Source organism: Caldimonas thermodepolymerans, assembly GCF_015476235.1.
GTDB classification, from domain to species: domain Bacteria; phylum Pseudomonadota; class Gammaproteobacteria; order Burkholderiales; family Burkholderiaceae_C; genus Caldimonas; species Caldimonas thermodepolymerans.
Window position 1 is genome coordinate 853,928 of record NZ_CP064338.1, and the last position, 19,571, is coordinate 873,498.

At 70.1% G+C, this 19,571-nt stretch carries 17 protein-coding genes; 14 read left to right on the plus strand and 3 right to left on the minus strand.

From position 1 onward, the window contains the following. The first annotated feature begins 11 nt into the window (after window positions 1-11). The 5 genes from IS481_RS04215 to IS481_RS04235 are packed head-to-tail and all read left to right on the plus strand — an operon-like array spanning window position 12 to window position 5,111. Window positions 12-983 carry a TRAP transporter substrate-binding protein gene (locus tag IS481_RS04215; protein WP_104356002.1) on the plus strand — a complete coding sequence of 324 codons (972 nt, stop codon included), beginning with the start codon at window positions 12-14 and terminating at the stop codon, window positions 981-983. A gap of 5 nt (window positions 984-988) precedes the next feature. Continuing rightward, window positions 989-1,537, plus strand: coding sequence for a TRAP transporter small permease (locus IS481_RS04220; RefSeq protein WP_232529454.1), 549 nt, complete (start codon window positions 989-991; stop codon window positions 1,535-1,537). A gap of 21 nt (window positions 1,538-1,558) precedes the next feature. Further along, a complete protein-coding gene (locus tag IS481_RS04225; RefSeq protein ID WP_104356003.1) occupies window positions 1,559-2,869 on the plus strand; it encodes a TRAP transporter large permease in 1,311 nt (436 codons plus the stop codon). 11 nt (window positions 2,870-2,880) lie between these two features. After that, on the plus strand, window positions 2,881-4,332 hold the full coding sequence (locus IS481_RS04230) for an aldehyde dehydrogenase family protein (RefSeq protein WP_104356004.1): 1,452 nt from the start codon (window positions 2,881-2,883) through the stop codon (window positions 4,330-4,332). A gap of 23 nt (window positions 4,333-4,355) precedes the next feature. Continuing rightward, window positions 4,356-5,111, plus strand: a complete 756-nt coding sequence (locus tag IS481_RS04235) for an SDR family oxidoreductase (RefSeq protein WP_104356005.1) — start codon at window positions 4,356-4,358, stop codon at window positions 5,109-5,111. Window positions 5,112-5,129: 18 nt separating this feature from the next. On the opposite strand, the gene IS481_RS04240 is transcribed toward IS481_RS04235, so the two are convergent. Both IS481_RS04240 and IS481_RS04245 read right to left on the minus strand, forming a co-directional pair. After that, window positions 5,130-5,687, minus strand: coding sequence for an HNH endonuclease (locus tag IS481_RS04240; protein WP_104356006.1), 558 nt, complete (start codon window positions 5,685-5,687; stop codon window positions 5,130-5,132). 298 nt (window positions 5,688-5,985) lie between these two features. After that, entirely contained in the window at window positions 5,986-6,225 is a 240-nt protein-coding gene (locus IS481_RS04245; RefSeq protein WP_104356007.1) for a hypothetical protein, read from the minus strand. A gap of 164 nt (window positions 6,226-6,389) precedes the next feature. Between IS481_RS04245 and IS481_RS04250 the strand changes: the two genes are divergently transcribed. From IS481_RS04250 to IS481_RS04290, 9 genes are all read left to right on the plus strand, one after another. After that, window positions 6,390-7,781 carry a S1 family peptidase gene (locus IS481_RS04250; RefSeq protein ID WP_232529455.1) on the plus strand — a complete coding sequence of 464 codons (1,392 nt, stop codon included), beginning with the start codon at window positions 6,390-6,392 and terminating at the stop codon, window positions 7,779-7,781. Then, window positions 7,763-8,749, plus strand: a complete 987-nt coding sequence (locus IS481_RS04255) for an FHA domain-containing protein (RefSeq protein ID WP_104356008.1) — start codon at window positions 7,763-7,765, stop codon at window positions 8,747-8,749. Before IS481_RS04250 ends, IS481_RS04255 begins: the two co-directional genes overlap by 19 nt. 234 nt (window positions 8,750-8,983) lie before the next feature. Further along, entirely contained in the window at window positions 8,984-9,682 is a 699-nt protein-coding gene (locus tag IS481_RS04260) for a TetR/AcrR family transcriptional regulator (RefSeq protein WP_104356009.1), read from the plus strand. A 34-nt stretch (window positions 9,683-9,716) separates the two neighbouring features. Continuing rightward, complete coding sequence (locus tag IS481_RS04265; protein ID WP_104356010.1) at window positions 9,717-11,507, plus strand: acyl-CoA dehydrogenase C-terminal domain-containing protein; 1,791 nt, start codon at window positions 9,717-9,719, stop codon at window positions 11,505-11,507. 80 nt (window positions 11,508-11,587) lie between these two features. Continuing rightward, window positions 11,588-12,028 carry a DUF2147 domain-containing protein gene (locus IS481_RS04270; protein ID WP_104356011.1) on the plus strand — a complete coding sequence of 147 codons (441 nt, stop codon included), beginning with the start codon at window positions 11,588-11,590 and terminating at the stop codon, window positions 12,026-12,028. 58 nt (window positions 12,029-12,086) lie between these two features. Next, complete coding sequence (locus IS481_RS04275) at window positions 12,087-14,471, plus strand: 3-hydroxyacyl-CoA dehydrogenase/enoyl-CoA hydratase family protein (protein WP_104356012.1); 2,385 nt, start codon at window positions 12,087-12,089, stop codon at window positions 14,469-14,471. Window positions 14,472-14,486: 15 nt separating this feature from the next. Next, window positions 14,487-15,686 carry an acetyl-CoA C-acyltransferase gene (locus IS481_RS04280; protein WP_104356013.1) on the plus strand — a complete coding sequence of 400 codons (1,200 nt, stop codon included), beginning with the start codon at window positions 14,487-14,489 and terminating at the stop codon, window positions 15,684-15,686. Window positions 15,687-15,816: 130 nt separating this feature from the next. Next, window positions 15,817-16,581, plus strand: coding sequence for an enoyl-CoA hydratase (locus IS481_RS04285; protein ID WP_104356014.1), 765 nt, complete (start codon window positions 15,817-15,819; stop codon window positions 16,579-16,581). A gap of 19 nt (window positions 16,582-16,600) precedes the next feature. After that, window positions 16,601-17,398, plus strand: coding sequence for an SGNH/GDSL hydrolase family protein (locus IS481_RS04290; protein ID WP_104356015.1), 798 nt, complete (start codon window positions 16,601-16,603; stop codon window positions 17,396-17,398). Between the two features lie 15 nt (window positions 17,399-17,413). Here the strand turns inward: IS481_RS04290 and IS481_RS04295 are convergent, their stop codons facing one another. Then, entirely contained in the window at window positions 17,414-19,570 is a 2,157-nt protein-coding gene (locus IS481_RS04295; protein WP_104356016.1) for an amylo-alpha-1,6-glucosidase, read from the minus strand. Between the last annotated feature and the right edge of the window lies 1 nt (window position 19,571).

Here is a 19,571-nt window from a genome sequence, read left to right on the forward strand (position 1 = left end):
GAGACAAGACCATGAAGTTGAACCGCAGCCTCGCCCTCGTGCTTGCCGGCCTCGGTCTGGCGGCTGGCGTGCACGCACAGACCGTGCTGAAGATCGGCTATGCCACGTCCAAGGAATCGCACTACGGCGTCGGTTCGACGGTGTTCTGCGACGAGATCGAGAAGGGCACGCAGGGGCGCTACAAGTGCCAGCACTTCCCGAACTCGGCCCTGGGCGGCGAGCGCGAGCAGATCGAGGCGGTGCAGCTGGGCACGCAGGACCTGGTCAACACCTCGACCGGGCCGCTGGGCAACTTCGTGCCCGAGGTCAAGATCGTCGACATCCCCTTCCTGTTCCGTGACTACGACCACGCCCGCAAGGTGATGGACGGCCCGATCGGCGAGGAGCTGCGCAGGAAGATGGCCGAGAAGGGCCTGATCAACCTGGCCTGGACCGAGAACGGCTTCCGCCACATGACCAACTCGCGCCGCGCCATCGTCAAGGCCGAGGACGCCGCCGGCCTGAAGATGCGCACGATGGAGAACAAGGTCCACATGGACGGCTACAAGACCTTCGGCATCCTGCCCACGCCGATGCCGTTCCCCGAGCTGTTCACCGCGCTGCAGCAGGGCACGGTGGACGGCCAGGAGAACCCGATCCCCGTGATCCTGGCGGCCAAGTTCTCGCAGGTGCAGAAGCACCTGTCGCTGACCGGCCACGTCTATTCGCCCGCCGCGCTGATCCTGTCGCCCGCGGTGTGGAACAAGCTGTCCGACGCCGACAAGCAGGTGTTCCTCGCGGCCGGCAAGAAGGCCGCCGAGGCGCAGCGCCGCAAGGTCAACGAGGACGAGGCCAACGGCATCGCGCAGCTCAAGCGAGAAGGCATGCAGGTGGTCGAGAAGGTCGACGGCGACAGCTTCCGCAAGGCGATCGCGCCGGCCTACCAGGCCTATGCGCGCGAGTTCGGGGCGGATCGCATCGCCGCGATCCAGGCCGTGAAGTGAGCGCCGTGCCGTCCTCGTCCGGCTCCACGCCGTCGGCGGGACGGCCGGGTGTCCTGCAGGGCGCCCGTGCCGTCCTGCTGGCGGTCGACCGGGTGCTGACCGGGACCGCGATGTCGCTGGCCTGCGCGCTGCTCGCGGTGATCGCCTGCCTGGGCCTGTGGCAGGTGATCGCGCGCTTCATCCTGTCGCAGCCGTCCACCTGGACCGAGGAGTCGATGCGCCGCCTGCTGATCTGGATGGTGATGCTCGGCACGGTGGTGGCGTTCCGCCGCGGCGCGCTGGTCTCGGTGGACCTGATGCTGCGGCTGTCGCGCGGCGCCTGGCGGCGCTTCGTGCGCACCTTCATCACCGTGGCCAGCGTGGCCTTCCTTGCGACTTTGGTCTGGTACGGCATCGACCTCGTCTGGCGCGTGCGCTTCCAGACCTTCGCCAGCCTGGACCTGTCCATGTCCTGGGGCTATGCCGCGCTGCCGGTCGGTGCGGCGCTGGCCATCGTCGCGGTGCTGGCGCACCACGTCGACCCGCTCAACGAAGAGCTCGAGAACGCGCACTAGCGCTGCGAAACCCCTTCCATCATGCCCTTCACCCTGTTGTTCACGATGCTGGTGGGCTTCGCCCTCAGCGTCTCGATCGCGGTGTCCATCGGCGGCGCGGCCGTGCTCGGCATGGCGCTGTTCGAGCCGAGGCAGCTGATCCTCGCGCCCAAGGAGATGTTCACCGCGATCGACAAGTTCCCGCTCGCGGCCATCCCGTTCTTCATCCTCGCCGGCAACCTGATGGAGACCGGCGGCATCTCGCGCCGCCTGGTCGAGTTCGCCAAGTCCATCGTCGGCGGAGTGCAGGGCGGCCTGCCGATGACCTGCGTGCTGACCTGCATGATCTTCGCGGCGGTCTCCGGCTCGTCGGTGGCCACCACCTTCGCGATCGGCGCGATCCTGATCCCGGCGCTGGTGCAGCACGGCTATCCGAGGACCTATGCCGCGGCCCTGCAGGCGACCTCGGCCGAGCTGGGGGTGGTGATCCCGCCGTCCATCCCCATGATCCTGTTCGGCGTCTCGGCCGAGGTGTCCATCGGCGAGCTGTTCATCGCCGGCGTGCTGCCCGGCATCCTGATCGGCTCGGTGCTGATGCTGTTCGTGCACCTGTACTGCCGCTGGAAGGGCTGGGGCAAGAACGACGGCGAGGGCCGCAGCCCGGTGCTCAAGGCCGCGGCGAACGCCGGCTGGGCGCTGCTGATGCCGGTGATCATCCTCGGCGGCATCTATGGCGGCGTGTTCACGCCCACCGAGGCCTCGGTGGTGGCGGTGTTCTACGCGCTGCTCGTCGGCTGCTTGATCCACCGCGAGCTCGGCTGGCGGGACCTGCTGCCGGTGCTGCGCAAGTCGGTGATCTCCAGCGCGGTGATCATGTTCATCATCGCCAACGCCGGGCTGTTCGCGTTCCTGATCACGCGCGCGGGCATCCCCGAGGCGATCGGCCAGTGGCTGACCGAGGTGCTGCAGTCGCCGGGCTGGTTCCTGCTCGGCGTCAACGCGGCGCTGTTCGTGATCGGCATGTTCATCGAGACCTCGGCCGCCATCATCGTGCTCGCGCCCATCCTGGTGCCGGTGGCCGCCCACTTCGGCATCGACCCGGTGCACTTCGGCATCATCATGGTGGTCAACCTCGCCATGGGCATGATCACGCCGCCCTTCGGCGTCAACCTGTTCGCCGCCTGCACCGTGGCGCGCGTCTCGCTCGACCAGATCATCCGGCACCTGGTGCCGTTCGTGCTGGTCGTGCTGTCCTGCCTGATGGTGATCACCTACGTGCCCTGGCTGAGCCTGTGGCTGCGCGACCTGGTGTTCGCCGCCCCGGCCATCGGCCCGGTGATCGGGCCGCAGTGAAGGAGTCCGTGATGAGTACGCTGCCCGTCCACCTGCATTTCATCGGCCACCGCAGGCTGCCTTCGGCCAGTGGCGAGACCATTCCCGTGATCGACCCGTCCGACGGCCAGCCGTATGCCGCCATCGCGCGCGGCACCGCGGCGGAGGTCGACCTGGCCGTGCAGGCCGCGCGCCGCGCCTTCGACGAAGGCGCCTGGGGCCGCATGCCGGCCGTCGAGCGCGGGCGCGTCCTGGCGCGCGCCTGCGCGCTGGTGCAGGAGCATGCCGACGAGCTGGCGCAGATCGAGTCGCGCGACTGCGGCAAGCCGCTGACCCAGGCGCGCAACGACGTGACGGCGATCGCGCGCTACTTCGAGTTCTACGCCGGCGCGGCGGACAAGGTGGGCGGCCAGGTGCTGCCCTACCTGCCCGGCTACGCGGTGCTGGCCGACCGCGAGCCGCACGGCGTGACCGGCCACATCATTCCCTGGAACTACCCGCTGCAGATCTTCGGCCGCTCGGTCGGCGCGGCGCTGGCCGCGGGCAATGCCTGCGTGGTCAAGCCGGCCGAGGACGCCTGCCTGTCGTTGCTGCGCGTGGCCGAGCTGCTGGCCGAGGCGGGGCTGCCGGAAGGGGCGCTCAACATCGTCACCGGGCTGGGCAGCGAGGCCGGCGCGGCGCTGGCGGCCCACCCGGGGCTGGACCACATCTCGTTCACCGGCTCGCCCGCCACGGGCACGCGCGTCGCGCAGGCCGCCGCCGAGCACCATGTGCCGGTGACGCTGGAGCTGGGCGGCAAGTCGCCGCAGGTCGTGTTCGACGACGCCGACCTCGACGCCGCCGTGCCGGTGATCGTCAACGCCGTCGTGCAGAACGCCGGCCAGACCTGCTCGGCCGGCAGCCGCCTGCTGGTGCAGCGCGGCGTGCACGACGCATTGATGGAGCGGCTCGCGGCGGCGTTCGCCGCGCTGCGCGTCGGGCCGGCCGGGGCCGACCTTGCCTGCGGGCCGCTGATCCGCGCCTCGCAGCTCGCGCGCGTGCGGCAGATGGTGCAGGAAGCGCGCGAGGCGGGCATCGCGGTCGCGGCCGAAGGCCGCATCGAGCCCGACGCGCCGGCCGGCGGCTACTACTTCGCGCCGACGCTGTTGCGCGACGTGCCGCCCGGGCACCGCATCGCCCAGGAGGAGGTGTTCGGCCCGGTGCTGGCGGCCATGCCGTTTGCCGACGAGGCCGAGGCCGTGGCGCTGGCCAACGGCACGCGCTTCGGCCTGGTGGCCGGCGTGTGGACGCGCGACGGCTCGCGGGCGCTGCGCGTGGCGCGGCGCATGCGCTGCGGCCAGGTGTTCGTCAACAACTACGGGGCGGCAGGCGGGGTCGAGCTGCCGTTCGGCGGCGTGAAATCCAGCGGCCACGGGCGCGAGAAGGGCATCGAGGGGCTGCTGTCGTTCACCCGCATCAAGACCATCGCGATCAAGCACGACTGACAGACCGACATCCAGGAGACCGCATGAGACTTGCCGACAGGATCGCCATCGTGACCGGGGCCGGCTCGGGCTTCGGCGAGGGCATCGCCAAGCGTTTTGCCGAGGAAGGCTGCAAGGTGATCGTCAACGACCTCAACGCCGCCGGCGGCGAGCGCGTGGTGGCCGAGATCCGCGCCGCGGGCGGGCAGGCCAGCTTCGTGCAGGCCGACGTGTCCAAGGACGCCGACGTGGAGCGCCTGGTGCGCAGCGCGCTGGACACCTACGGCGGGCTGGACATCATCGTCAACAACGCCGGCACCACGCACCGCAACCGGCCGATGCTGGAGGTCACCGAGGAGGAGTTCGACCGCATCTACGCGGTCAACGTCAAGAGCCTGTTCCTCACTGCCCGCCATGCAGTGCCGCACTTCCGCCGGCAGCGCCGCGGCTGCTTCATCACGATCGCCTCGACCGCCGGCGTGCGCCCGCGCCCGGGGCTGACCTGGTACAACGGCAGCAAGGGCGCGGCCATCACCACCAGCCGCTCGATGGCCGCCGAGCTCGGCCCGGACGGCATCCGCGTCAACGTGATCAACCCGGTGGCCGGCGAGACCGGGCTGCTGGCGCAGTTCATGGGCGAGGACACGCCCGAGCGGCGCGCGCAGTTCATCGCGACCATCCCGCTGGGGCGCCTGTCGCGCCCGCTGGACGTGGCCAACGCGGCGCTTTATCTCGCCTCGGACGAGGCCGAGTTCATCACCGGGGCCTGCCTGGAAGTCGACGGCGGCCGTTGCGTCTGAGCCGGTGGCGTGCCGCCGTCAGCCGTGCAGGCGGCTGGTGCGCGGCACGCTGGCGAGCAGGAACTCCATCTGGTCGGCCAGGATGCGCCGGCCGCGCAGGATCATGTCCTCGTGCAGGCTGGGCACGTAGGGCAGGTACAGCAGCGTCATGTGCGCTTCCTCGGGCAGGCGGTTGCCCTTGCGTCCGTTGCAGCTGCGGCAGGCGGTGATGCAGTTCATCCAGGTGTCCTCGCCGCCGCGCGAGGTCGGCACGATGTGCTCGCGGGTGAGGTCCTCGACGTGGAACTGCTGGCCGCAGTAGGCGCACAGGTAGCGGTCGCGCGCGAACAGCTTCAGGTTGGTCAGTGCCGGCACCTGGCGCCAGGCACGGCTGGGGATGGCTCCCCGCACGGCGACGATGGGATGCAGATCGATGCGCGATTGCCGGCCGCTGGCGCGCTGGATGCCCCCCCGGAAGGTGATGAAGGGGTTCCCCAACGTCCACGCGATGCCGTCGGTGGCGTACAGGATGGCCGCTTCCTTCGGCGAGATCCACGCCTGCGGGCGGCCGGACACGTCGAGCTGCAAGATCTCCATGGCGTCGCCAGAGTTGCCTGTCATTGAGCCTGTGGCGAAATCGCACGCGCTCCGCATCGCGATTTCGTCACAACCCGTCTGCGGCAACGCCGGCTACGGCGCAGCGACGATCCGTGCAGCATATTGCAAATCACGTGCCCCGCTCAAGACGTCCGTGTCGCAGACGCACAGGAACCGCCACTCGGACAGCGGTCTGCCGGGCAGGGCGCCCACCGGGCCGGCGGCAGGCGGGGAAGGCGGTCGGCTCCTCGGGTGCAGCGCACCGCTGGCCGGCCGCCCGCAAGGCGTCCTCGGCGCCTCAGAGCTTGAGGATCTTCAGCGCCTTGGCCAGCGTGTCGACCGACTCCTGGTGCTTGCCTTCCTTGTGCAGCCGCTCGCCATCGGCGCGCAGGCGCAGCACCTCGGCCTTCTGTGTGTCGTCGAGCTGGGCGGTCGGCAGGGCCTCGTCGATCTTCTTCATGTCGGCCGGGCAGTGGAAGGCCCAGGCGGGCAGGCCGACGAAGGCCAGGGCGGTCAGGAGCGTGCGCATCGTCTTCATGACGGTCTCCTTGCAGGCGGCAGACGAGCGGCGTCGCGCAACCGCGTGCGCGGCGCTGCGGGACTGACGATTCTGCGCCTGTGCACCCGGTTTGAACAGGCGCCCGGGGCGTCCCGCCGATGCCCCGTCGGGATGCGCCGCGCCGCCTTCCTACAATGGCCCGCATGAGCGTCGACCTTTCGTGCCTGCGTGCACCGGATCGCCGGCCGCACCGCTGGTGGGGCCTGCTGGCGTGGCTGCCGCTGGCCGCCGCGCTGGCGCAGCCTGCGCCGGTGCCGCCCGCGGCGTCCGAAGCCGGTGCCGCACCGGTGCCCATGCAGCCGGCACCGCCGGTGTCGGCCTCGGCGCAGCGGCTCTACGAACGCACCCGCGCACAGCTGGTGCAGGTGCGCACGCTGCTCAAGGGCCAGGCGAGCCAGTCCACCGTGGGTTCGGCCTTCCTCGTGAGCGGCGGCGGGCACCTGATCACCAACTACCACGTCGTCAGCCAGGTGGCGCTGCAGCCGCAGCGCTACCGGCTGGTCTACACCACCGCCGACGGGCAGGAAGGTCCGCTGGAACTGCTGGCCTTCGATGCGATCCACGACCTGGCGCTGGTGCGCGCGGCCGACGGCGGGCTGGCGGGCCGCAAGCCGCTCGCTTTCCGGCCGGCCAGCCAGGGGCTGGCCAAGGGCGAGCGCATCTATTCGCTCGGCAATCCGCTCGACGTGGGCTTCGCGGTGCTGGAGGGCAACTACAACGGCCTGGTCGAGCGCAGCTTCTATCCGAACATCTTCTTCGCCGGCGCGCTCAACCCCGGCATGAGCGGCGGGCCGGCGCTGGACGAGGACGGGCGCGTGATCGGCGTCAACGTGGCGACGCGGCGCGACGGCCAGCAGGTCAGCTTCCTGGTGCCGGCCGAGTTCGCGCAGCAGCTGCTCGAGCGCAGCCGCGACGCCACGCCGCTGACCCAGCCGGTCTATCCGCAGCTGACCGAACAGCTGCTGCGCCACCAGCAGCTGCTGGTCGAGCGCTTCCTGCAGCAGCCGTGGCGGCCGGCGGGCCATCCGCGCTACGCGATCCCGGTGCCGCAGGAGAGCTTCATGCGCTGCTGGGGCACGACCACGCCGGCCGACACCAAGGGACTGGAGTTCGAGCGCTCGGACTGCCAGATGGACACCCACATCTTCATCACCGACTGGCTGCACACCGGTGGCATCGCGGTGCGCCACGAGGCCTACGACGGGCGCAAGCTGGGACGCTGGCGCTTCGCGTCGATGTACTCGCGCAGCTTCGCCAACGAATCGTTTCCCGAGCGCACCACGCGCCACCGCACCGCGGCGCAGTGCCGCGAGCGCTTCGTCGACCGCGACGGGCTGCCGCTGCGCGCGGTGGTCTGCATCTCGGCCTACCGCAAGCTGCGCGGGCTGTACGACCTGAGCGTGCTGGTCGCCACGCTGGACCATCCGACCATGGGCGTGCAGGGCCGCTTCGACGCGCGCGGCGTCGACTATGCCAACGCACTGAAGCTCACCGAACACTATCTCGCGGGGTACGCATGGACAGGATCGCACTGATCGAGGTGTTCGGGCGGGACGGTGCGGTCTGCCAGGTCGTGCCGGTGCGGCAGTGGCCGGTGCGCGTGGGCCGCGCGCTGGACTGCGACGTGGTGCTCGACGACCCGCACGTGGCGCCGCACCACCTGAGCATCGGCGCGGAGGACGGTCGGCTGCACGTGATGGTGGGTGACACCGTCAACGGCCTGCGCTGCGGCGGCCAGCACCTGCCGGCCGGCAGCGCGGCGGTGCGCCCTGCCGGCGAGGACTGGATGGTCGGGCGCACCCGCCTGTGCGTGCGCCTGCCCGGCGAACAGCTGGCGCCCGAGCAGCCGCTGCCGCTGCAGGGCGGGCGGCTGGTGCCGCTGGCCCTGGCGCTGGCCGGGCTGTTCGCATGGACGGCATGGTCGCACTACCTCGACACCGAGCCCGGCGAGTTCCTGACCAGCTTCGCGGCGCTGCTGATCACCGTCTCGGCGTTGCTGGCGGGCTGGAGCTTCGCGTGGGCGCTGGGCTCCAAGCTGTTCCAGCACCGCTTCGACTACTGGACCCACGTGCGCATCGCCGCCACCGGGCTGCTGGCCTCTGGCGTGCTCGGCGCGACGCTGGGCGTGCTGGCCTTCGCGACCTCCTGGGTGCTGCTCAGCCGCGTGCGCGATGCCGCCGAGACGCTGGTGCTGGCCGGCGCGGTCTATGCCCACCTGGGAGCGGTGCTGCCGCAGCGCCGCAAGGTGTTCGCCTGGGTGGTCGGCTCGGCGGCGGTCGCGGGGCTGGTGACGATGAGCGCCTTCCAGTACCAGCGCACCGGGCGCCTGAGCTCCGAGCTCTACCTCACCACGCTGCCGCCGCCTGCGTTGCGGCTCGCGCCGGCGGTGCCGCCGCAGGCCTTCCTCGAGGAGATCGCCGCGATGCAGGCCTCGCTCGACGCCAAGGCGCGGGAAAGCGACGAGGACGCGGTGCTCGAGGAAGAAGAGGAGTTCCTCGACTGACGCCTCCGGCCCGGCCGGGCTCGGGCCGGGTCTCACCTCTTGCCAGGGGGCGCGGCGGGCGCCAGACTCGCGGACGCGGCGGCTTTCCTGCCGCAAGACCTAGGGAAAACCCTCGATTTCGCGGCCTTCTGTCGTTTTCCCGTCACGGGAACTCCCTATGGTTTCCCCCTACTGTTGGCGGGAGGGCGGATTCCTGCAAAATAGCACGACCGTTCGTTTTATTTCGGGGGTTTCGTGAGCGCGAACACTGCCGCGATCAAGCCGGCGCGCGAATCCGCACGCACGCTGCAGAAAGGCCAGCAGACCCGGGCCGCCATCCTCGATGCCGCATTGCGGCTGGCGTCCCAGGTGGGGCTGGAAGGGTTGTCGATCGGGGCATTGGCCGAGGTCACCCGCATGAGCAAGTCGGGCGTGTTCGCCCACTTCGGCTCGCGCGAGGAGCTGCAGATCTCGGTGATCCGCGAATACCACAACCGCTTCGAGGAGGAAGTGTTCTTCCCGGCGCTGGTCGAGCCGCGCGGCCTGCCGCGCCTGCGTGCACTGTTCGAGCGCTGGGTGCGGCGCGTCTCGGTCGAGATCGATTCGGGCTGCATCTACATCAGCGGCGCGGTCGAGTTCGACGACCGGCCCGGCCCGGTGCGCGACGCGCTGGCCGCGATGGTGCGTGCCTGGCACCAGGCGCTGGGCCGCGCGATCGCCATCGCGATCGAGGAAGGGCATCTGAAGCCGGACACCGATCCCGCGCAGATGCTGTTCGAGATCCATGGCCTCATTCTTGCCCTGCACCACGATGCCCGCTTCCTGCGCTCGCCCGGCTCGATCGACCGGGCCCGTCGCGGCTTCGAGTTCATCGTGAGCCACTACGCGACCGACCCGTCGCTGGCGCGAGCCGACGGCGCCCCCGCCCGCAAGACGACCCGATCCACCCGTTGATCCGCGATATCCATATCCCTCAAGGAGACCACTGATGGCCCAGTACACCCCGCCGCTGCGCGACATGCAGTTCGTGATGCACGAAGTGCTGAACGTCGTCGACGAGCTCAAGCAGCTGCCCAAGCATGCCGACATCGACGCCGACACCATCAACGCCGTGCTGGAGGAAGGCGGCAAGTTCGCCGCCGAAGTGGTCTTCCCGCTGAACCAGGTGGGCGACCAGGAAGGCTGCACGCTGGACCGGCAGACCCACGAGGTCAAGGCTCCCACCGGCTTCAAGGAAGCCTACAAGCAGTATGTCGAGGGCGGCTGGCCGGCGCTGAGCTGCGATCCGGAATACGGCGGCCAGGGCCTGCCGGTCACGGTCAACCAGTGCTTCTACGAGATGCTGAACTCGGCCAGCCAGGCCTGGACCATGTATCCCGGCCTGTCGCACGGCGCCTACGAGGCCCTGCACGCGCACGGCACGCCGGAGCAGAAGCGCCTGTACCTGCCCAAGCTGACCAGCGGCGAGTGGACCGGCACGATGTGCCTGACCGAGCCGCACTGCGGCACCGACCTGGGCCTGCTGCGCACCAAGGCCGAGCCGCTGCCCGACGGCACGTACAGGATCACCGGCCAGAAGATCTTCATCTCGGCCGGCGAGCATGACCTGGCCGAGAACATCGTCCACCTGGTGCTCGCGCGCCTGCCGGATGCGCCGGCGGGCAGCAAGGGCATTTCGCTGTTCGTCGTGCCCAAGTACCTGGTCAATGCGGACGGCAGCCTGGGCGAGCGCAACAAGATCTACTGCGCGGGCCTGGAGCACAAGATGGGCATCCACGGCAACGCGACCGCGCAGATGGTGCTCGACGGCGCGATCGGCACGCTGGTGGGCGAGCCCAACCGCGGCCTGCAGGCCATGTTCGTGATGATGAACGCCGCGCGCCTGGGCGTGGGCGTGCAGTCGCTGGGCCTGACCGAGGTGGCCTACCAGAACGCGGTGGCCTACGCCAAGGACCGCCTGCAGATGCGCGCGCTGTCCGGCCCCAAGGCGCCGGACAAGCCCGCCGATCCGATCATCGTGCACCCGGACGTGCGCAAGATGCTGCTGACCGCCCGCGCCTACGCCGAAGGCGGCCGCGCGCTGACGATCTGGACCGCGCTGCAGATCGACAAGGAGCTGTCCAGCGACGACGAGCAGGTGCGCAAGGACTGCGCCGACCTGGTCGCGCTGGTGACGCCGATCGTCAAGGCCTTCCTGACCGACAACGGCTGGATCGCCACCTCGCACTGCCTGCAGGTGTTCGGCGGCCACGGCTACATCCGCGAGTGGGGCATGGAGCAGTTCGTCCGTGACGCCCGCATCAACATGATCTACGAGGGCACCAACACGGTCCAGTCGCTGGACCTGCTGGGTCGCAAGGTGCTGGCCGACAACGGCGCCAAGCTGAAGAAGTTCGGCAAGCTGGTGCAGGAGTTCGTCGAGGAAGAAGGCGTCAACGAGGCCATGCAGGAGTTCGTCAACCCGCTGGCCGACCTGGGCGAGAAGGTCACCAAGCTGACCATGGAAATCGGCATGAAGGCGATGGGCAACCCCGACGAGGTGGGCGCCGCGGCGGTCGACTACCTGCGCGTGTGCGGCCACCTCGTGTTCGCCTACTTCTGGGCCCGCATGGCCAAGGTGGCGCTCGCGAAGGCCGATTCGGGCGACCCGTTCTACAAGGCCAAGCTGGCCACGGCGCGCTTCTACTTCGCCAAGCTGCTGCCCGAGACCGCCGCGCTGATCCGCTCCGCGCGTGCCGGCCTCAAGCCCCTGATGGAGATGGACGAGGCGCTGTTCTGATGGCCCTGAGCTGCCCCGTCCCGGTGGGGCCGGACGTCGCTGCCGGCCCCGGCCTGTCACCCCCGACCAAGGAGACCCGGATGAAATCGCTGCTGGCCATCGTCGCACTGCTTGTCGCCGGCGCCGCCTGGGCCCAGCCCACCCCGGTGGGCCTGTGGAAGACCATCGACGACGAGACCAGGAAGGAGAAGTCGCTGGTGCGCATCACCGAGGCCGACGGCGTGATCGCCGGCCGCATCGAGCAGCTGCTCGATCCGGCCACCCGGCCCGACGCGGTCTGCGAGAAGTGCAGCGACGAGCGCAAGGGCCAGCCGCTGGTGGGCCTGGAGGTCATCCGCAACGTGCGCAGGAACGCCACCGACCCGCAGCTGTGGGACGGCGGCACGATCCTCGATCCGAACAACGGCAAGGAGTATCGCGTGCGCCTGAAGCCGGTCGAGGAGGGAAAGAAACTGGAAGTGCGCGGCTACATCGGGGCGCCGCTGCTGGGCCGCACGCAGGTCTGGCAGCGCGTCGAATGAAACACCCCTGCTGGCGTGCCGGGCACCCGGCGCAAGCATCCTTCTGAGGAGAACGTTCGTGAGTCGATTCCAAGTTCGCAAAGTCGCCGTGCTCGGTGCCGGCGTGATGGGCGCGCAGATCGCCGCCCATCTGGTCAACGTGAAGGTGCCGGTCGTGCTGTTCGACCTGCCGGCCAAGGAAGGCCCGAAGAACGGCATCGTCACCAAGGCGGTGGAGGGGCTCAAGAAGCTCAAGCCCGCGCCGCTGGGCGTGGCCGAGGACGCCGCGCTGATCCAGCAGGCCAACTACGAGGAGCACCTGGAGCTGCTCAAGGAGTGCGACCTGGTGATCGAGGCGATCGCCGAGCGCATGGACTGGAAGCTCGACCTCTACAGGAAGGTCGCGCCCCACGTCGCGCCGCACGCGATCGTCGCATCCAACACCTCGGGCCTGTCGATCACGAAGCTGTCCGAGGCGCTGCCCGAGGAGATCAAGCCGCGCTTCTGCGGCATCCACTTCTTCAACCCGCCGCGCTACATGTACCTGGTGGAGCTGATTCCCACCCCCACCACGCGCGCGGACATCCTCGACCAGCTCGAGACCTTCATCACCACCAGCGTCGGCAAGGGCGTGGTGCGTGCCAAGGACACGCCCAACTTCATCGCCAACCGCGTCGGCATCGCCGGCATGCTGTCGACGATGAAGGAGGCCGAGAACTACGGCCTGACCTATGACGTGGTCGACGACCTGACCGGCAAGAAGCTGGGCCGCGCCAGCTCGGGCACCTTCCGCACCGCGGACGTGGTGGGCCTGGACACGATGGCGCACGTCATCAAGACCATGCAGGACAACCTGGCCGACGACCCGTTCTATCCCAGCTACGCCACGCCGCCGGTGCTGGCCCGGCTGATCGAGCAGGGCGCACTGGGCCAGAAGAGCGGCGCCGGCTTCTACAGGAAGGTCGGCAAGGACATCCTGCGCTTCGACCCGGCCAAGGGCGACTACGTGCCCGCCGGCGCCAAGGCCGACGAGATCGTCAGCCGCATGCTGAAGAAGGCCCCGGCCGAGCGCCTGAAGCTGCTGCGCGAGTCGAGCAACCCGCAGGCGCAGTTCCTGTGGGCCATCCTGCGCAATGCGTTCCACTATGCCGCGGTGCACCTGGGCGAGATCGCCGACTCGGCGCGCGAGGTGGATCTGGCGATGCGCTGGGGCTTCGGCATGAGCCAGGGACCGTTCGAGCTGTGGCAGCAGGCCGGCTGGAAGCAGGTCGCCGAGTGGGTGAAGGCCGACATCGAGGCCGGCAAGGCGCTCTGCAGCGCGCCGCTGCCCGACTGGGTGTTCGACGGCCGTGACGGCGTGCACACGCCCGAAGGCTCGTGGAGCGCCTCGCAGGGCAAGTACCTGCCGCGCAGCACGCTGCCGGTCTACCAACGCCAGCACTTCCCCGAGTCGGTGTACGGCTCCGGCGCGGCCGACCCGCTCAAGGCAGGCACCGAGGAGTTCCGCAACGACGAGATCCGCGTCTGGACGCTGGACGGCGAGGTGCTGATCGCCACGATCACCGCCAAGCTGCACCTGATCAGCCCGACCGTGACCGAAGGCCTGATGAAGGCGGTGGAGCTGGCCGAGGCCAAGTACAAGGGCCTGGTGATCTGGTCGCCCGACGACGTGTTCTCCGCTGGCGCCAACCTGGAAGCGCTGATGCCGGTGTTCATGGCCAAGGGCTCCAAGGGCATCGCGCCGGAGGAGAAGAAGCTGCAGGACGCGATGCTGCGCATCCGCTATGCCCAGGTGCCGGTGGTCTCGGCGATCCGCGGCATGGCGCTGGGCGGCGGCTGCGAGCTGGCGATCCACTCGGCGCGCCGCGTGGCCGCGATGGAAAGCTACATCGGCCTGGTGGAAGTGGGCGTGGGCCTGATCCCGGGGGCGGGCGGCCTGACCTACATCGCGCGCCGCGCCGCCGAGATGGCGCAGGCCGGCAACGCCGGTGCGGACATCCTGGCCTTCCTGAAGGACGGCTTCACCAGCGCCGCGATGGCCAAGGTCGGCACCAGCGCGCTGGAGTCGCGCAAGCTGGGCTACCTGCTCGACAGCGACGTGATCGTGCCGAACAAGGACGAGCTGCTGCACGTGGCGCTCACGCAGGCCAAGGCGATGTACGACAGCGGCTATCGGCCGCCGCACAAGGCCGTCTTCCCGGTGGCCGGCCGCTCGGCCAAGGCGACCATCGTCGGCCAGCTGGTGAACATGCGCGACGGCGGCTTCATCAGCCAGCATGACTTCCACCTGGCCAGCCTGATCGCCGACGTGGTCTGCGGCGGCGACGTCGAGGCCGGCTCGCTGGTGAACGAGGAATACCTGATGGGCCTGGAGCGCAAGCACTTCTGCGCGCTGCTGGACCACCCCAAGACCCAAGAACGCATCATGGGCATGCTGCAGACCGGCAAGCCCGTGCGCAACTGATCGGAGTCAATCGACATGAGCAAGCAAGTTCAAGAGGCCTACATCGTTGCCGCCACGCGCACTCCGATCGGCAAGGCCGGGCGCGGCTACTTCAAGAACACCCGCCCGGACGACCTGCTGGTCAAGGCCATCCAGGGCGCGCTGGCCCAGGTGCCCAACCTGGATCCGCAGGCGATCGAGGACGCCATCATCGGCTGCGCCATGCCCGAGGCCGAACAGGGCATGAACGTGGCGCGCATCGCCGCGCTGCTGGCCGGCCTGCCGAACACGGTGGGCGGCGTGACGATCAACCGCTTCTGCGCCTCGGGCCTGACCGCGGTGCAGATGGCTGCCGACCGCATCCGCGTCGGCGAGGCCGACGTGATGATCGCCGGCGGCACCGAGTCGATGAGCATGGTGCCGATGGGCGGCATCAAGCCCTCGTTCAACCCGGCCGTGTTCGCCCGTGACGAGAACGTCGGCATCGCCTACGGCATGGGCCTGACGGCCGAGAAGGTGGCCGAGCGCTGGAAGGTCTCGCGCGAGGCGCAGGACGAGTTCTCGCTGCAGTCGCACCAGAAGGCGCTCAAGGCGATCCAGTCCGGCGAGTTCAAGGACGAGATCACCCCGGTGGAAATCGTCGAGCGCTTCCCCGACCTGGCCACCGGCGAGGTCGTCACGCGCACCCGCACGGTCGACGTCGACGAGGGCCCGCGTCCCGACACCTCGCTGGACAGCCTGGCCAAGCTCAAGCCGGTGTTCGCCGCCAAGGGCAGCGTCACGGCGGGCAACAGCTCGCAGACCTCCGACGGCGCCGGCTGCCTGATCCTGGCCAGCGAAGCCGCGGTCAAGCGCTTCAACCTGCAGCCGCTGGCGCGCTTCGTCAGCTTCGCGATCAAGGGCGTGCCGCCCGAGATCATGGGCATCGGCCCGATCGAGGCCATCCCGGCGGCGCTGAAGTACGCCGGCCTGACCAAGGACCAGCTGGACTGGATCGAGCTGAACGAGGCCTTCGCGGCGCAGTCGCTGGCGGTGCTGAACACGCTGGAGATCGACCGCAGCAAGGTCAACCCGATGGGCGGCGCGATCGCGCTGGGCCACCCGCTGGGCGCGACCGGCGCGATCCGCTCGGCCACGGTGGTGCACGCGCTGCGCCGCCACAACCTGAAGTACGGCATGGTGACGATGTGCGTCGGCACCGGCCAGGGCGCGGCGGGCATCTTCGAACGGGTGTGATGCCGACCCGGTGAGCGCGCAAGGGCCGCCATCCGCAAGGGGCGGCCCTTGTCGTTTGGGGGACATGCAGCCGGTGCGGTCCTGCCGCAGCATGTCCGACAATGTCCACCCCCATCCCTCAGGAGACAGCATGAGCATCAAGACTGCCGTCCTCAACGGCGTGCAGACCATCGAGATGGCGCGGCCGGAGAAGAAGAACGCACTGACCATCGCGATGTACCAGGCCATGGCCGACGCGCTGAAGGCGGCGCAGGCCGACGCCGCGGTGCGCGCGGTGCTGATCACCGGCCAGCCGGGCATCTTCACCTCGGGCAACGACCTGGAGGACTTCATGCAGCGCCCGCCGCAGGGCGCCGACTCGCCGGTCTTCCAGTTCATGGAGGCGCTGCGCGGCTGCGACAAGCCGGTGGTGGCGGCCGTCACCGGCGCGGCGATCGGCATCGGCACGACCATGCTGATGCACTGCGACCTGGTCTATGCCTCGGACGAATCGCGCTTTGCGATGCCCTTCACCGGCCTGGGCCTGGTGCCGGAGTTCGCCTCCAGCCTGCTGCTGCCGCTGCACGCGGGGCGCCTGAAGGCCGCGGAGAAGCTGCTGCTGGGCGACCCCTTCGGCGCCGAGGACGCGCTGGAGATGCGGCTGGTCAACGCCATCCTGCCGGCCTCGGAAGTGGTGAATCACGCGCGCCGCATCGCCGAGCGCTTCAACGCGCTGCCGCCGGCAGCGGTGCGCGAGACCAAGAAGCTGCTGCGCCGCGGGCTGGAGCAGATGGTCAAGGAGGCCATCGCGACCGAGGGCGAGCTGTTCGCGCAGCGCCTGCGCAGTCCGGAGGCGCGCGAGGCCTTCCAGGCATTCTTCGAGAAGCGCAAGCCGGACTTCAGCCAGTTCCAGTGACACCGCCTGCACGCGCGGCATGGCCGGCACCTTCACCAAGCTGACGCTGGGCCCGCTGCTGCTGGCGCAGGGGGCGCGCACCCGCAGGCGGGCACTGCAGCTGCCCGAGGCGGCCGGCCCGCGCCAAGGGCTGGCAGGCGACGCGCAGGCCGGTGCGTCGCCGCTGCGGCTGCTGATCGTCGGCGATTCCTCCGCCGCGGGGGTGGGGGCGCCCACGCAGGACGAAGCGCTGGCCGGGCAGCTGGCGCAGGCCCTGGTGCGCCAGCTCGGGCAGCCGGTGGCCTGGCAGCTGGTCGCCCGCACCGGGCTGACCACGCAGGGGGCGATCGCCTGGCTGCAGGAGCGGCCGCCCGCGCCGTGCGACGTGGTGCTGGTGGTGCTGGGCGTCAACGACGTGCTGGCCCAGGTGCCGCCGGCGCGCGCGGTGGCCGAGCGCGAGGCCCTGTGGCATCACCTGCGCGAGCGGTGCAGGCCGCGGTTGTGCCTGTGGTCGGCGGTGCCGCCGCTGGAACAGTTTCCGTTGCTGCCCTGGCCCCTGCGCAGCGTGCTGGGGCACGACGCACGCCGGCTCAACGAGGCGCAGGCGCGCTGGGCTGTCGAGCGCGGCATCATGCACGTGGCGCTGCCGGGCACGCTGCCGGACGGGCGCCCCGCGGTGGCGGAGATGGCCGAGGATGGCTTCCATCCCGGCCCGGCGCTGTACCGCCGCTGGGGCGAGGCGCTCGCGGCCCTGATCGCGCAGCGCTGGCAGCCGGCCGGGCCGGGGTTGTCGGCCGGGGCCCACCTGCCCACGCTGGCGCTCGCCCGGCGCACCTGACGGGCGCGTGGCGGCTCAGAGCGTCATGCGCACCGCGACGTCGCCGCTCTTGCGCGTGACCTCCACGCCGACGTTGTTGTCATAGCGCTGCAGCAGCAGGTCGATCGACGCGTCGCCGAGCGGCAGCTGGCGGATCTGCAGCCAGTCGATGAAGCGCGGCAGGCGCGCGCCCTGCAACGAGACCTCGCGCCGGCTGGCCGACACGCCCAGGCCCAGGCAGGCCTGCACCATCGCGAACACCGCCGCGGCGGCCCAGGCCTGCGGCGCACAGGCCACCGGGTACAGCGTCGGGCCTTCCGACGGCCGGCGCGGGAAGCCGCAGAACAGCTCGGGCAGGCGGTGCTGGCCGAAGTAGTGGCTGGCATCGAACAACCCGCTCATCACCTCCAGCGCCGCCTCGGTGTGCCCGTAGCGCGCCATGCCGGCGGCGATCAGCGCGTTGTCGTGCGGCCAGATCGAGCCGTTGTGGTAGGACATCGGGTTGTAGCGCGCCTGGCCGCCCGCGACCGTGCGGATGCCCCAGCCGGAATAGAAGTCCGGCTGCAGGAAGCGTTGCGTCATGCGCGCGGCATGCTCGGGCGAGGCGATGCCGGTCCACAGCGCGTGCCCGGCGTTGGAGGTCGCGATCCGGCAAGGCCGCTTTTCGCCGTCCAGCGCGAGCGCGTAGACGCCCAGCTCCTCGCACCAGAACTGCGCCTGGAAGCGCTGCTTCAGCTCCGCGGCCTCGTCGCGCAGCCGCGCGGCCAGCGCCTCGTCGTCCATCAGGACCGCCAGTTCGGCGGCGCGCAGCTTGGCTTCGTAGACGTAGCCTTGCACCTCGCACAGCGCGATCGGCGCCACGGCCGGGCTGCCGTCGGCGTGGAACACCGAATCGCTGGAGTCCTTCCAGCCCTGCTGCGACAGGCCATCCTTGCTGCGCTGGGCGTATTCGACGAACCCGTCGCCGTCGCGGTCGCCGTAGCGGTCGATCCACTGCAGCGCAAGCAGGATGTGCGGCCAGATCGTGCGGATGAACGCCAGGTCGCCGGTGCGCTCGTGGTAGGCGCCGGCCAGGCTGACGAACAGCGGCGTGGCGTCGACGGTGCCGTAGTAGCGGTCGAACGGCACCTCGCGCGTGTGCGCCATCTCGCACTTGCGTGCCTCGTGCAGGATCTTGCCCGGCTCGGCGTCGCGCTCGGGCTGCTCCTCGGTGGCCTGGGTCGATGCGAGGAAGGCCAGCACCCCGCGCGCCAGCGACGGGTCCATCCACAGCATCTGGCGCGCGGTCAGGATGCCGTCGCGCCCGAACGTGGTCGAATACCAGGGTACCCCGGCGTACGGGTAGGGCCCGGTCTTCAGCTGGGTGGTCAGCATCGCCAGGTCGGCCGCCGAGCGCCTGAACCACAGGTTCATCAGCGGGTTGGACGATTCCAGCGTGCACTGGCGCAGCAGCGTCGAGTGCCGGGCCTCGGCATTGTCCCGGTAGGCCATCTCGTAGCTGGGCAGGTGGCGCTCGACGTCGTCGGGCTCGCAGCTGACGCACAGGTAGAAGTGCGCCTCCTCCTTGGGATGCAGCTCCACCTCGAACGCGGCCTCGGATTCGCTGATCGCCACCGGCTGCGGGCGCAGCAGGATGCGGGTGCGGCGCACCCGGCCATCCAGCCCCCGGTAGCCCAGCACCACCTCGCTGCGGCCCACCTGTGCGGGCAGGTGCTCGCCGTGGCGGCTGCGCGCGGTGCCACGCACCTCGAACAGGTCGGTGAAATCGGCCCCGTAGCGCAGCGACAGGCGCAGCCGGGCCGGCTCGGTGCCGTGGTTGGTGAGCCGGATGTGCTCGTGGCAGGCGCCCTGCCACAGCACCTTGGCGCGGAAGACGTGCACCGTCCCCTTGAGCACGCCGTGGCGGGGCAGGTCCGGGTTCATCAGCTCGACGATCAGCAGGCTGTTGTCGTCCTTGACCGCCGAGCCCAGGAACAGCGGCCGCATGCCCTCGACCAGCAGCTCCAGGTGCGAGAGGTAGCGCGTGTCCTCGTGGTACAGGCCCTGCTCGCCCTGGCCCAGGGTGCGGATGTCGCCGTAGCGGTCCAGCAGCAGGAAGGTGTCGTCGTGCTTGAGCACGTGGGGCTGCGCTTCGGCACGGGCGGCCTGGGCCGCCACGTACCATTTGTCGCCGACACGGATGGCGTCCACCATG